This window comes from Shewanella electrica (genome assembly GCF_022321485.1).
Lineage (GTDB): Bacteria > Pseudomonadota > Gammaproteobacteria > Enterobacterales > Shewanellaceae > Shewanella > Shewanella electrica.
Genome location: NZ_JAKOGG010000001.1, coordinates 478818 through 491565 on the forward strand (window position 1 = coordinate 478818; position 12748 = coordinate 491565).

The window sequence follows — 12748 nt, forward strand, 5'->3', positions numbered from 1 at the left end:
AGCTAAAAAACCAGCCGAGGCTGGTTTTTTAATGGTTAATATTGCTGACTCGCAACTCGCAACTCGCAACTCGCAACTCGCAACTCGTAACTCGTAACTCGCAACTCGTAACTCGTAACTCGCAACTATTCCGCCTGATATAGCTCCGCTAATAGCGACTGACTCACTTCAATATCTTCCAGTGCATTCAGCACTAAACCACTGGCGCCGAGTTTACTGGCCGCCAGCGCCATCGCTTCGGCATTATGTTTGGAGTAACTCAAGTTCACAATCACTGGCAAGTGGCTAGTGGCGCGCACATTAACTAACGAGGTTAAATCTACTTCAAGCGCTTCGGGATGGTTAAAGTTACGCACACCGGACTCGCACAAGACCAGTTGCTGATTACCCGCTTGTAAGAAGATCTCTGCACTGGCTAACCATTCAGCTTCGGTTGCCATGGTATTGCGTTCTAGCAGCACCGGTAAGCTTGATGAGCCGAGTGCAGTGAGCAACGCTTTGTTGAACATCTGTTTGCCCGGCACTAGCAGCGCGTTGGCATAGCTTTGCAGTACACTGAGGTCTTGCGGTTGTTCAATGGCTAAAATCGCTTCTAATCCTGCTAACTCTAATTGTTGGCACAGCTTGCTCAATATCGACTCATCAATCGCATGACTATCATTATTGGTGATAATCATTGCTTGGAACCCCGCTTCTTTTAACGCGGTGGCGTGGGCGCTAAAGCTTTCGTGGAACCATTCAATCGGCATCTGTGCTAGCGCCGCGTAATGTTGCTCACCAATCAGCGTTTGTCCCAATTGCACTTCGGTGCTGCTTGGTTTGAACTGGCGGCTATGGCGTGCGTCACGCGGGGTTTGTTTGGTTGATTTTGAGCTTTCGGGCTCAATCAATAACTGGCCATGTTCAAGCTGTGTTGGTTTAACGGTTTCGCTCGCATAACAGCCGAGCACCTTAATAAAGCGTGCTGAACGCTCTAACTCTTTCAGTGCTTGTTGCATGCTTGCTGAGGCCAAATTGGCATCCACATCAAGATAGAACATCTCTTCCCACGGCGTGCCGGTAATTGGACGAGATTCCAATTTACTCATATTGATATTGTGCGCTTTCAATACCAGCAAGGTATCCACTAACGCCCCGGGTTTTTGGCCGGTCGCCATAATTAACGTGGTTTTAGCGGGGACTTGTTCTGGTACGTCAATTGGCTTGCGGGCGACCACAATAAAACGGGTGCGGTTCACTTTCTGATTCGCAAGACCCGACTCTAACGCCTCCAAGCCGTAGAGTGCACCGCCTTCTGCACTGCCAATGGCTGCCACTGAACGGTCACCTTGCAGCACTTTCTCCATCGCTTCAGCACTAGAGGAGCAATATTGCAGCTTTAAATGTCCATGCCTAGCTAAGTATTGGCTGCATTGACTGATAGGTTGTGGGTGAGCATAAAGCGTTTGAATATCGCTCATTAGGCTGTCAGGTTTGGCGAGCAAACAATGGCCTACATCAATCGTTGTTTCACCCACAATGGCCAGATTGGTGTGTTGCAGCAGGTCAAACACTTCGTTGATTGAACCTGATGAGGTGTTTTCAATTGGCAGAAAACCGTAGTCGGCGTGACCCGATTCAACCGTTTGGGCGATTTCATCAAAACTCGAACAGCCAATGTCGTGCATTTCTACTTGGCGACGTTGGCAATAACGTGATGCAGCCAGATAAGAATAGGTTCCTCTAGCACCGAGGTATGCCACCGCCATGCGCTGCTTTTGGCTATTGGGGTTGGCTTGCCCTTGCAGATAGGCTTGTTGGTTGAGCACGGAGTCTTCAATGATAGTGTGATACAAACTCAAGACGTAATGCGCATCCAATCCTTGCGCTCGCCCTTGTTGTACTAAACGCGCCAGCAGTTCCTTTTCTCGCAACGTGTCGCGAATGGGGCGAATATCCGCTTCTTTGCTGCGGGCGACTTCAATACTTAGATGACGACGTTTAGCCAGTAGTGAGAGTAGCTCATTGTCCAAACTGGTGATGAGTTCTCTAAGTTGGTTCAGTTGCGGTGCTTTCTTCATGCTGACCTCTTGGTACTGGCTAATGCTATTTAATATACAAAAAAGCCTCCCGATTGGGAGGCTTGGTAATTTTCACTTTCGTTTTTACACGATACCGCCGCCTCCGCAATGAGGTGTAAAAAAGAAAGTAAAAAACGAGAAGAGTACGGTATTCATGGTCAGTCAAACTAAAACGAAGCGGAGGATGTGTCAATCATATTTTGTTCAGAAATCAAAAGGGCGCATCTTAATGCGCCCTGAAAGGTTTATGCTGCGTACTCTTCGGAGTAATCTTCTGGTGGCTCGACAAGTGCCACAGGTGTACGTTTAGCCGGCTTGTGGGTCAAGCGATTGAGTTGTTTTTCCAGCTTCTGCCCCATGGCGTTAATAGCCGTATATAAATTCTGATGTTTGGCTTGAGCGAACAGCTGGCCATTGTTGACCTTAATTGAAGACTCTATTTTAAACATCGGTCCATCAGTGATGATGATGATGTGGGGATTAATCATGTCTACATCGTGGCGATTCAGCTTCTCCAAGCGGCTTTCGATGCGATTGCGGATAGCTTCGGTGACATTGAATTCTTTGCTGGTGATTTTAAGCATATTGTTCAACCCTCTGTTGTTTCCACGTCTTCAGAGTATCAATTATGGCCGCTATATTTGTGATGTAAATCACCTTGAGGCATTTACTAAGAACGTTTAGTTCATAATTTTGAGCTGTTAAACACCTTTTGATTAAGTAAGGTAAAAATGCTTGCAACTGCTGCTATAACCCGCCATATTTGAGTGGATAACAAGGCTGGAATCCCCATTTCTAGTGCGTTTTTCGAACTATCAATCACTTATCTGTCCTATCAATAATTGCTGTAAAATTTCCCTCTATTAACACCAATCTCGCAAGCTACTTCACATCGTCAGTAAATTCGGTAAACTGTCTTCACGTACTGTTACATGAATACGGTGTAGTTATGCGGCCAGATTGGCAACAAGTGCTAGAAAAAGTTATTGCGATGGATAATGCCGATAACCTAATTTGTTTATTTGAACTGCTACTGACGGAAGATGAGCGGCATGCAATTGCAGGGCGTTTACGGGTGTTTCAATTGTTACTTGAGGGGCAGTTGAGCCAGCGACAGATTGCCGCAGAGTATGAGGTCAGTATTGCTACCATTACTCGCTGCTCTAACTACCTAAAGAACATGTCACCAGAGTTACGGCAGCGGATCAGTGCCTTAATCCAATAAAAAAGAGCCCGAAGGCTCTTTTTTGGCGGAATGATGAGAAAAGATGGTTAGCCGTGGCAGCCGCAACCACCGTTGCCATCACAACCTTCTTTTTTGTCACCGTGATCATGACCACCGCAGCAACCTTCATCACCATGGTCATGGCTGCCACAGCAGCCACCTTCGTGACCGTGATCGTGACCATGGGCGTGGATATGACCGTGAGCCACTTCTTCAGCGGTCGCTTCACGCACTTCCATCACTTCTACGTTAAATACCAGTGATTGACCCGCCAGTGGATGGTTGCCATCAACAATAACGGTGTTATCGCGTACTTCAGTTACTTGTACTGGACGTTGACCCATTTCGGTTTCAGCGATGAAACGCATGCCGGGAACGATATCTTGGATATCGCCGAACGCTTCTAACGGAACTTCTTGGCGCAAGCCGTCGTGGTATGGACCATAGGCTTGTTCGCAATCGATAGTGACTTCTAGAGTTTCACCCTGAGTTTTACCTTCAAGTGCTTTTTCCAGTCCTGGGATCAGATTGCCCATTCCGTGCAGGTAAACCATAGGTTCGCCGTCAAATGAACTTTCAATTAATTTGCCTTGTGTGTCGGTCAAACGGTAATGAATAGTGACCGCACTTTGTTGGGTGATTTGCATATCGCCTCCCGTTAAAGATGTCGCGGCATGATAGCGTGCTTTTTTATCGCTGGCGAATAATGGCCTTTGCTTATGCTAACTACTGCACAGTGTTTGAACTATTGCAGTGCATCTGCCCCGTGCAGCCCATAGGCAAGCAAAGCTCGTTGAGCGAGAACGTGTTAAATAAAATGTAATATCTTTGGCGACTAACTGAGATATTTTCATTTAACTCAGAATTTTGTTAGTAAATCGTCCGAAAAACTCCTTGACAAGCAGCGTCAAAAAAAGCAATTCTTGTTGCCAGCAAATTTAGTACATAAATATTAACAAATTCAGGGTCGTAAAGATTTTATGGTTTTATCCATGACGATGTCAGCCAATATCACTACTACCATTATTATTACCACCACCATTACTGGTGTGGGGGCGGGCTGATATACCCTGAGTTTAGAGAATTAAGTAAAGCCCGCCGATCGAAAGAGAAGCGGGTTTTTTGTTGTTGGGTGGCGGTATTTAGGAGAAAAACGATGAAGGTGATGAAGTTTGGCGGTACATCGTTGGCAAATTGGCAACGTTTTGAGATGGCCGCTGATATTGTGGCGGGATCAGCGAAGGAGGAGAGCATCGCGGTGGTGCTGTCGGCTCCCGCTACGGTCACCAATGGATTGCTTGCCATGGTGGAATGTGCGTTGGAAAAAGGCGATGTTGCCGCAGCGCTCGAAAAGGTGGAAAGCGTATTTCGTCAGCTTTATCGCGATGCGTTAGTGATGATTCATGATGCGGCAGCGGAAGCCTCGTTAACCCATAAGCTGGACGCACAGCTGAAAGACTGGAAAGCCAAATTAGACGGTATCGTGCTCTTGGGGGAGTGTCCTGATACTGTGCGGGCTGAAGTGGTTGTCGCGGGTGAGCGTCTATCGGCGGCGTTGATGATCAAAGTGATGGAAGCAAAAGGGCTGACTTCTGGTTTACTTGAACCGCGCTCTTTATTCTTAGCTCATGGAACACCGGCGGAATCTGTTGTTGATATTAACGTGAGTAAACCGCGTTTTTCACTGCTAAATCTGGACGACAAAAGAGTGTGGGTTATGCCAGGTTTCACGGCGGCAAACGCCGAAGGCAAAGTGGTTACCCTTGGCCGTAATGGCTCAGATTATTCCGCTGCAGTATTGGCGGCTTGTTTGGATGCCTCAAGTTGTGAAATCTGGACTGACGTCGATGGTGTCTATAACACTGACCCACGCATTGTAAAAAATGCCAAGTTGCTGTCGCAGCTTAGTTACCAAGAGGCGATGGAACTCTCTTACTTTGGTGCCAAAGTGTTGCACCCGAAAACCATTGCTCCCATCGCTCAATTCCAAATTCCTTGCTACATCAAAAACAGCTTCAATCCACAGGCGCCGGGCACGTTAGTGTCGAGTAGCCCAGATCAAACCGGTTTGCAGGTGAAAGCCATCTCCAACCTAGACAACCAAACTATGGTGGATGTGTCTGGCCCAGGTATGAAAGGCATGGTGGGCATGGCCTCGCGCATTTTGGGTGCTATCGCTCGGGCGGGGGTATCCGTGACCTTGATTACTCAAAGCTCGAGTGAATACAGCATCAGTTTCTGCGTACCATCGGCCGATGCGGCCAAGGCCAAATGGGTATTGGAGCAGGAGTTTGAGCTGGAGCTAAAGAGCGAGCTGCTTGAGCCTATCGTCATGCGTCATCAATTGTCTATCATCTCGCTGATCGGTGATGGCATGCGTACTTATAAAGGTGCGGCGGCTAAGTTCTTCCAAGCATTGGCGCAAGCCAGTGTCAACATTGTCGCTATCGCCCAAGGTTCATCTGAGCGTTCTATCTCGGCGGTAATCGAGCAACGTAAGATCACCAACGCCATTGGTGCGTGTCATCAAGGCTTCTTCGATGTGCAGCAATATCTGGATCTGTTCTTGGTTGGCTCAGGCAACATCGGCGCAGGATTGTTAGAGCAAATCGCGAAACAAACTGAATTCCTGAAAAAGCAGAACATCACCATTCGTGTCTGTGCGATTGCCAACTCGAATACCATGCTGCTCGATGCTGGTGGCATCGCTTTAGAGAATTGGCAGGATAATTTGAATGCGTGCCAGCAAGCGTTTGATCTACAAGCGATGTTGGATTGGAGCAAAGAACAGCAACTGCTCAACCCTGTGTTGGTGGATTGCACTTCATCTTCAGCAATTGCTAGCGCCTACCCAGATATCATGAATGCTGGCTTCCACGTGGTAACGCCGAACAAAAAAGCCAATACCGCCGATATGGACTTCTATCGCGTACTGCGTAAAACCGCATTGGCTCAGCGGCGCCAATTCTTGTACGAAACCAACGTTGGTGCTGGTTTGCCCGTTATCGATAACTTGAAGAAACTGATGTATGCCGGTGACAAATTAAAGTCGTTTAAAGGCATTTTGTCTGGCTCGCTGTCTTATATCTTTGGCATGTTAGAGCAGGGTATGAGCCTGTCGGAAGCTACTCATATTGCCCGCGAAAAATGCTTTACCGAGCCAGATCCGCGTGACGACTTGAATGGTATGGACGTGGCGCGTAAGGTGTTAATCATCGCGCGTGAAGCGGGTATGCCATTGGAACTGAAAGATATTCATGTTGAACCTGTGCTACCTGCTGATTTTGATAGCGACGGCGATGTCGAACAGTTTATGGCGCGTTTACCGAGCATTGATGCGTGGATGGCTGAGCAGATTGCTAGCGCCAAAGCGCAAGGTAAAACCCTGCGTTATGTTGGCGAAATCTCCGACGCGGGTTGCAGCGTAGGTATTCGTGCCGTGGGGGAAGATGATCCATTGTTCAGAGTGAAAGACGGTGAAAATGCGTTGGCATTTTACAGCCAATATTATCAACCGATTCCATTTGTACTGCGCGGCTATGGCGCGGGTACTGAGGTAACTGCAGCAGGGGTATTTGCTGACTTGCTACGTACGCTGAATTGGACAAGAGAGGTAGATTTATGAGTTCGGCAGCGTTAACTGTGTATGCGCCAGCCTCGATGGGCAACGTCGGTGTGGGCTTTGATCTGCTGGGGGCGGCACTGGCACCGATAGATGGCAGTTTATTGGGCGACACAGTGACCATTAGTGCGGCGGATAGCGGCGTGCATTTGGCGCAAGTGGGTGAGTGGGCAGCTAAGCTGCCGCCAGCGCCAGAGGATAATATTGTTTATCAGTGTGCCGAGTTTTTTCTTGATAAATTTGCCATCAATCGCGGCGTAGCGTTAAGCCTGAGTAAAAACCTGCCGGTGGGTAGCGGCTTAGGTTCTAGCGCAAGTTCCGTGGTGGCCGCACTTTATGCGTTGAATGAATTTTTTGGCCGTCCGTGTAATCAACAGCAATTGCTGGCGTTAATGGGCGAGTTTGAAGGGCGTATCAGTGGTGCGATTCATTACGATAACGTAGCGCCATGTTACCTCGGTGGTATGCAGCTTATGTTGGATCTGCCGGAGCGTATTTGTGAAGCGATCCCCGCCTTTGAAAATTGGTATTGGGTCGTCGCCTATCCGGGCATTTCGCTCTCAACCGCGAAGATGCGTGCCTTGATGCCAGCGCAGTACGATAAAAGCGTGGCGATAGAATTTGGTAAAAACCTCAGCGCGTTTGTGCACGCCAGCTATCGCCAAGACGCACAACTGGCTATTACCGTACTGAAAGATGTGTTGGCTGAGCCTTATCGTGCTGCTGCCATCCCCGGCTTTGAGCAAGCCAAGCAGGCGCTTGCCGAATTGGGCATGTTAGCCACAGGGATCTCAGGTAGCGGGCCGACACTGTTTACTGTGACCGATGATCTAGCTAAAGCCAATGAAGCTAATGCATGGCTGCAGGCGCACTATCTGACAGAAGCTGGCGGCTTCTCGCATATTTGCCGACTCGACTCTCAGGGGGCAAGAGTCTTGGCAGTTGAATGATGTATGACAACTTATAAGGCAATGACGAATTATGGAACTGTATAACCTTAAACATCCCGCGCAACGGGTGAACTTTGCTGAAGCGGTTAAGCTCGGCCTCGGTATGGATCGCGGCTTGTTTTTCCCTACGAAAATCCCGCGCTTAGCCAATGTTGAAGCCTTATTAGCTTTACCGTTTGTGGAACGCAGTAAAGCGGTGTTGGGCGCTTGGTTGGCGGATGAATTAGGCCAGCCGTTAGTCGACCAATTAGTCGAAAACGCCTTTAACTTTGAACTGCCTTTGGTTGAGGTGGATGAGCGTCGCAGCAGTTTAGAGCTGTTTCACGGGCCAACTTTGGCATTTAAAGATTTTGGCGCACGTTTTATGGCGCAGTGTCTCAACGCGGTGGGCGGCGACGATAAGATCACTATTCTTACTGCGACCTCGGGCGACACCGGTGCCGCGGTGGCCGATGCCTTTTATGGCTTAGATAAAGTGCAAGTGATGGTGCTGTATCCGAAAGGCAAAATCAGCGAACTGCAGGAAAAAATGTTCACCACATTGGGTGATAACATCCATACCGTGGCGGTGGAATCTGACTTTGATGACTGTCAAACGTTAGTTAAGCAGGCGTTTGAAGATAGCGATGTGCGTGATGGATTGCACTTGAACTCGGCCAACTCTATCAATATCAGCCGTTTGTTGGCACAAATCTGCTACTACTTTGAGGCTGTGACGCGTTATCGCCAGCAGTATCACGATGACCCAGTGATCTGTGTACCGAGTGGCAACTTCGGCAACTTGACTGCTGGACTCTTTGCCAAAGCGATGGGCCTACCAGTGAAACGTTTTGTGGCTGCCACCAACAGTAACGACACCGTACCGCGTTATTTAAGCTTTGGTGATTGGGCGCCTCGCCACACTGTGGCCACCATGTCGAACGCTATGGATGTGTCGGAGCCTTCCAATTGGCCGCGGGTAGAAGCGATCTTCGCGGAGATGAAATGGCCGCTGACCGACTTAACTGGCGTGGCATTATCTGAGTCGCAAACTCATCAGTCGCTGAAGACTTTGAAAGACTCGGGCTACCAATCAGAGCCTCATGCCGCTATTGCCGCCGAAGCGCTCAACATGACGCTTAAAGAGGATGAGCGCGGTATCTTTTTAGCGACGGCACACCCTGCTAAGTTTAAAGATGTGGTGGATCGTGAGTTAGGCACCGACTTGCCACTGCCAAAAGCGTTAGCTGATGTGGCACACAAGCCAAGTTTGGCGGCAACTTTGCCAGCAGACTTTGCGGCACTGAAAGCACATATGCTCAAAACCTTGGGTTAGCTAATCAGTATTCGGTCGCAATAGGCTCCTCGCGGAGCCTTTTTTATAGGCGTATTTCAGTGGCGGTTTAACGGCTGACGCTTTGCAGCCAGGTAATTTCCTCGGGCCAAATCTCAGGCCGAACCGTCTCCAAAATCAGTGGGATTTCGGTGGTGGCCGGGTGTTGCATAATGAACTCAAACGCCGTTTTGCCGATCGTGCCATAGCCAAGAGAATCATGGCGGTCGACCCGACTGGCAAATGCTGTTTTGCAATCGTTTAAATGCATGCCTTTGAGATAGTCAAAGCCGACAATGTCGCCAAATTGCGCAAAGCTTTGCTGGCAGGCTTCGGTGGTCGTCAGATCATAACCTGCGGCAAACATATGGCAGGTGTCTAAACAGATGCCAACACGACTTTTATCTTCCACGTGATGGATGATTTGCGCCAACTGCTCAAATTGATGCCCAAGGTTAGAACCTTGTCCGGCGGTATTTTCAATCACCGCCGTCACTCCTCGCGTTTGCTCCAACGCGACGTTGATGGAATCGCTGATGTTGCGTAAGCATAGCGTTTCCGAAATCTTGCGTAGGTGACTGCCCGGATGAAAGTTGAGCAGCGTGAGTCCCAATTGCTCACAACGCTGCATCTCATCAACAAAGGCTTCACGTGACTTGGCGAGTAGCTCAGGCTCTGGATGGCCGAGGTTTATCAAGTAACTGTCATGCGGCAGGATTTGTGCGGCTTGGTAACCGTGAGCCTGACAGTTGTGCTGGAATGCCTCAATATCTGCCGCTTGCAAAGGCGCGGCCTGCCAGCGCCGTTGGTTTTTAGTGAATAGCGCGAAAGCGGTCGCGCCGATTTTCGCGGCATTTAATGGCGCATTGGCGACGCCGCCTTGGGCGCTGACGTGAGCGCCCACCCAACGTTGAGATGTCATGGCATTTTGGTTTGTCATCAAAAAATTGCCGCAAGGCTACCATCTCCAACTTTAGCCATTCAAGTATTGTGCGGCAGCAATAACACACGGCATCACTCTAGCCGTTGTTGTAATTTTCTGTGATTTTGTTCGCTTTATCTGCCACAAGGTCAATAAATTTCCTTGATCACTATCAAGTATTTATCCTAATGCAGTCGCTAATATTGGGTAAATTGAAAGTTCTTTACTAGATTTTAACCAATGAAGGCCCCAGCCTGGAGAGCCCTATGCTGCCTAGATTACATAATGATCATAAGCACATTGCTGTGTTGCTCAATCTGCTTAAAGGAAAGTACCAGAAGCTAGCCGATGGTGAATCGGTCAACTTTGGCTTGGTACGCGATGTAGTGGAGTACATGCAAAGTTATACCGAGCATAGCCACCATCCGCTGGAAGATATTATCTATGAATACTATCTTGAGCGATTCGCGCGCAAAGACTCTACCAAACGGCTCAGTCAAGAGCATCAAAAGCTGGTTGATGCGTCAACAACATTGGCCACTACGCTCAATTTGATTCTCAATGACATTGTGGTGGCTAAAGAAAAGCTGATTGAGGACCTGAAGGCTTACGTCACCATGCAGGAAGAACACTTGCGCTATGAAGAGGAGCACATCTTCCCTTTGTTAGAAAAGACCATGACAGCTGACGATTGGCAACGAGTTGAATCAACCTGCTCTGAGAAATTGGTAGATGACCCTTTATTTACCAACAGCGATGATGTGGTGTTTGAGGAATTGCGTGGTTACATTCAAACCGTCGAACCTATTTCTCTAAAATAATTTCTATGTCTAATGCAAAAAAGTCGGAATTATCCGGCTTTTTTGTTGTTCACGTGCAGCTATTCGGCTGCTTTCTATGTTGCTACATTGGCTGTAACTTGTTGAGTTTTTGTGATTAGTAAATGCTCGTTCAACAGTTGTCGAGCAAAAGCACTATTGTAATATTGCAAAAATGTATAAATAACGTGCGCTATAGCATTTCTTTGTTACTAGCAAATACGCTAATGTTTAACTATTCTTTAAAAGAATATGTTCAGTATAACTGGCAGAAAATTAACAATATTTTTCGTTTTTATCGCCGTGTAATTGGCATATGCCGGAGATTTGACTTTGTTAAAAAATAAGAGAGGCGGGTTCTCTCTCATAGAAGTGATGGTTGCACTGGTGATTCTAGTGATCGGCCTTATTGGCATTTTCAATTTGCACATTGTAGCCAAACGTTCGAGTTTCGAATCATTTCAGCAAACGCAAGCGGCGTATCTTGCTAATGACATGTTGAACCGAATGAAGTCAAACCGCACTGAGTTAGCTAACTATGCTGGCACCTATGGAGCTTTGGCGGCGGGGGAAACCGTGCCAACTTCTTGTGACCAATCTGGGGCGAATTGTAATTCTTCAAACATGCGTGTTTGGGATTTGTACCAATGGCGATGGACATTCTCTGGCGGCGCCGAAGTCGATAATGGCAAGAATGTGGGCGGGTTAGACACCACTACGGCGTGTATTGTGGTGAATGATCGTAATGTCAACATTGTGATTGCATGGCGCGGTATTCGAGAAATGGCGGGCAAAGTTAGCTCTAGTTCTAATTGCGGTAGTGCATTAAATAATCGCCGTAGACTGTTTGAGTTAGCCAGTGTGATTGAGCGTAATTAGGCTATGACAAAAATAACAATGACCAAAGGGTTCTCCCTTGTCGAACTGATGGTAGCGATGCTGATTAGCCTGTTTCTCACCCTTGGGCTCTTCGCTATGTTTTCTATGTCGGCGACAAATATCACCACCACCGGGCAATTTAATCAATTGCAAGAGAACGGGCGGCTGGCGCTTGCCATTATTACTCCTGATTTAATGCAAACTGGTTTTATGGGCGATGCCACTGGTCAGTCGCTACGTTTAGGCACCGGCGTTGAGGTGCGCGATGCGATTGCGAATGACTGTATTGGCGCAGGCATTAATAACCGCTCATTGCCTACCGCGGCGGGCAATTTTCGGCTGTTATGGGGTTATGAAAACGGCAATAGTGCTGAGTCTATCGGCTGTCTTAGCAGTGTTGAGGCTAATACTGATGTGGTGCAACTTAAACGTATGGTGGGGCCTGCGGCTGCATCCAGTGGTTATCGGGCTGCGACCAAAGGTAACAGTATTGTTTTCTTTTCCAGCGACAGTAATCAGCCCGCCGATATTGAGTATCGGACGTGGCAATACCAGCACCGTATCTACTACATCAGTGACGTTGGCGGTGAGCCAGTACTTACCCGCAGAGCCTTGTCTTCCTCAGGGATGAACAATATCGAGCAGTTGGTCGATGGCATTGAAAATATGCGCATTCTTTATGGCATAGACATGGATGGTGATGATGTTGCCGATAAGTTTTTAGCGGCTAATAACATGACAGAAGCGATGTGGAATAACTCGTCTACCAACCGAATTGTGGCATTTAAGGTGTTTTTGTTGGTCCGAGCAGTCGATCCGGATCGTAGTTATCAGAATGACAAGCAATATACGCTTGGTGACAAGCAGTTGGGGCCATTTAACGATAACTATCGACGTGTTGTGTTATCCACCATGGTGGTTTTAGAAAACCCATTGGCTCAGTTGGAAGATAGCTAACTT

11 protein-coding genes and 1 other annotated feature are annotated in these 12748 nt (G+C 48.0%); of the genes, 7 read left to right on the forward strand and 4 right to left on the reverse strand.

The window, feature by feature from the left end:
• Window positions 1-125: 125 nt before the first annotated feature.
• Window positions 126-2060, reverse strand: coding sequence for a prephenate dehydratase (gene pheA / locus L9G74_RS02280; protein WP_238894655.1), 1935 nt, complete (start codon window positions 2058-2060; stop codon window positions 126-128).
• A 35-nt stretch (window positions 2061-2095) separates the two neighbouring features.
• Window positions 2096-2214: a sequence feature (Phe leader region), on the reverse strand.
• Between the two features lie 91 nt (window positions 2215-2305).
• The gene (gene hpf, locus L9G74_RS02285) at window positions 2306-2644 is read right to left on the reverse strand and encodes a ribosome hibernation-promoting factor, HPF/YfiA family (RefSeq protein WP_238894656.1); all 339 of its coding nucleotides are present in this window, start codon (window positions 2642-2644) and stop codon (window positions 2306-2308) included.
• 365 nt (window positions 2645-3009) lie between these two features.
• On the opposite strand from hpf, the gene trpR reads away from it, so the two are divergent.
• A complete protein-coding gene (gene trpR / locus L9G74_RS02290) occupies window positions 3010-3285 on the forward strand; it encodes a trp operon repressor (RefSeq protein WP_238894657.1) in 276 nt (91 codons plus the stop codon).
• Between the two features lie 47 nt (window positions 3286-3332).
• Here the strand turns inward: trpR and slyD are convergent, their stop codons facing one another.
• Entirely contained in the window at window positions 3333-3932 is a 600-nt protein-coding gene (gene slyD / locus L9G74_RS02295; protein ID WP_238894658.1) for a peptidylprolyl isomerase, read from the reverse strand.
• A 509-nt stretch (window positions 3933-4441) separates the two neighbouring features.
• Between slyD and thrA the strand changes: the two genes are divergently transcribed.
• Genes thrA through thrC form a run of 3 tightly spaced genes read left to right on the forward strand, consistent with a single transcriptional unit; the run spans window position 4442 to window position 9172 of the window.
• Window positions 4442-6910, forward strand: a complete 2469-nt coding sequence (thrA, locus tag L9G74_RS02300) for a bifunctional aspartate kinase/homoserine dehydrogenase I (RefSeq protein WP_238894659.1) — start codon at window positions 4442-4444, stop codon at window positions 6908-6910.
• Window positions 6907-7857: a homoserine kinase gene (gene thrB / locus L9G74_RS02305; protein ID WP_238894660.1), complete on the forward strand. Its 951-nt coding sequence runs from the start codon at window positions 6907-6909 to the stop codon at window positions 7855-7857. Before thrA ends, thrB begins: the two co-directional genes overlap by 4 nt.
• 31 nt (window positions 7858-7888) lie before the next feature.
• Window positions 7889-9172 (forward strand): threonine synthase, encoded by a 1284-nt coding sequence (gene thrC / locus L9G74_RS02310; RefSeq protein WP_238894661.1) that lies wholly within the window; start codon window positions 7889-7891, stop codon window positions 9170-9172.
• A gap of 67 nt (window positions 9173-9239) precedes the next feature.
• On the opposite strand, the gene nfo is transcribed toward thrC, so the two are convergent.
• Window positions 9240-10091 carry a deoxyribonuclease IV gene (nfo, locus tag L9G74_RS02315; RefSeq protein ID WP_238894718.1) on the reverse strand — a complete coding sequence of 284 codons (852 nt, stop codon included), beginning with the start codon at window positions 10089-10091 and terminating at the stop codon, window positions 9240-9242.
• 266 nt (window positions 10092-10357) lie between these two features.
• Here nfo and L9G74_RS02320 point away from each other — a divergent pair, with 266 nt between their 5' ends.
• The 3 genes from L9G74_RS02320 to L9G74_RS02330 all read left to right on the forward strand — a co-directional run bounded on the left by L9G74_RS02320 (window position 10358) and on the right by L9G74_RS02330 (window position 12745).
• On the forward strand, window positions 10358-10912 hold the full coding sequence (locus L9G74_RS02320) for a hemerythrin domain-containing protein (RefSeq protein WP_238894662.1): 555 nt from the start codon (window positions 10358-10360) through the stop codon (window positions 10910-10912).
• Window positions 10913-11218: 306 nt separating this feature from the next.
• Window positions 11219-11788 carry a type IV pilus modification protein PilV gene (pilV, locus tag L9G74_RS02325; RefSeq protein ID WP_438944531.1) on the forward strand — a complete coding sequence of 190 codons (570 nt, stop codon included), beginning with the start codon at window positions 11219-11221 and terminating at the stop codon, window positions 11786-11788.
• 3 nt (window positions 11789-11791) lie between these two features.
• Window positions 11792-12745 carry a PilW family protein gene (locus L9G74_RS02330; RefSeq protein ID WP_238894663.1) on the forward strand — a complete coding sequence of 318 codons (954 nt, stop codon included), beginning with the start codon at window positions 11792-11794 and terminating at the stop codon, window positions 12743-12745.
• Window positions 12746-12748: the final 3 nt, after the last annotated feature.

What these genes read in the sequence shown, in the direction of transcription:
- pheA (WP_238894655.1), bottom strand. Translation starts at nt 2,060, where the DNA reads ATGAAGAAAGCACCGCAACTGAACCAACTTAGAGAACTCATCACCAGT.
- hpf (WP_238894656.1), bottom strand. Translation starts at nt 2,644, where the DNA reads ATGCTTAAAATCACCAGCAAAGAATTCAATGTCACCGAAGCTATCCGC.
- trpR (WP_238894657.1), top strand. Translation starts at nt 3,010, where the DNA reads ATGCGGCCAGATTGGCAACAAGTGCTAGAAAAAGTTATTGCGATGGAT.
- slyD (WP_238894658.1), bottom strand. Translation starts at nt 3,932, where the DNA reads ATGCAAATCACCCAACAAAGTGCGGTCACTATTCATTACCGTTTGACC.
- thrA (WP_238894659.1), top strand. Translation starts at nt 4,442, where the DNA reads ATGAAGGTGATGAAGTTTGGCGGTACATCGTTGGCAAATTGGCAACGT.
- thrB (WP_238894660.1), top strand. Translation starts at nt 6,907, where the DNA reads ATGAGTTCGGCAGCGTTAACTGTGTATGCGCCAGCCTCGATGGGCAAC.
- thrC (WP_238894661.1), top strand. Translation starts at nt 7,889, where the DNA reads ATGGAACTGTATAACCTTAAACATCCCGCGCAACGGGTGAACTTTGCT.
- nfo (WP_238894718.1), bottom strand. Translation starts at nt 10,091, where the DNA reads ATGACATCTCAACGTTGGGTGGGCGCTCACGTCAGCGCCCAAGGCGGC.
- L9G74_RS02320 (WP_238894662.1), top strand. Translation starts at nt 10,358, where the DNA reads ATGCTGCCTAGATTACATAATGATCATAAGCACATTGCTGTGTTGCTC.
- L9G74_RS02330 (WP_238894663.1), top strand. Translation starts at nt 11,792, where the DNA reads ATGACAAAAATAACAATGACCAAAGGGTTCTCCCTTGTCGAACTGATG.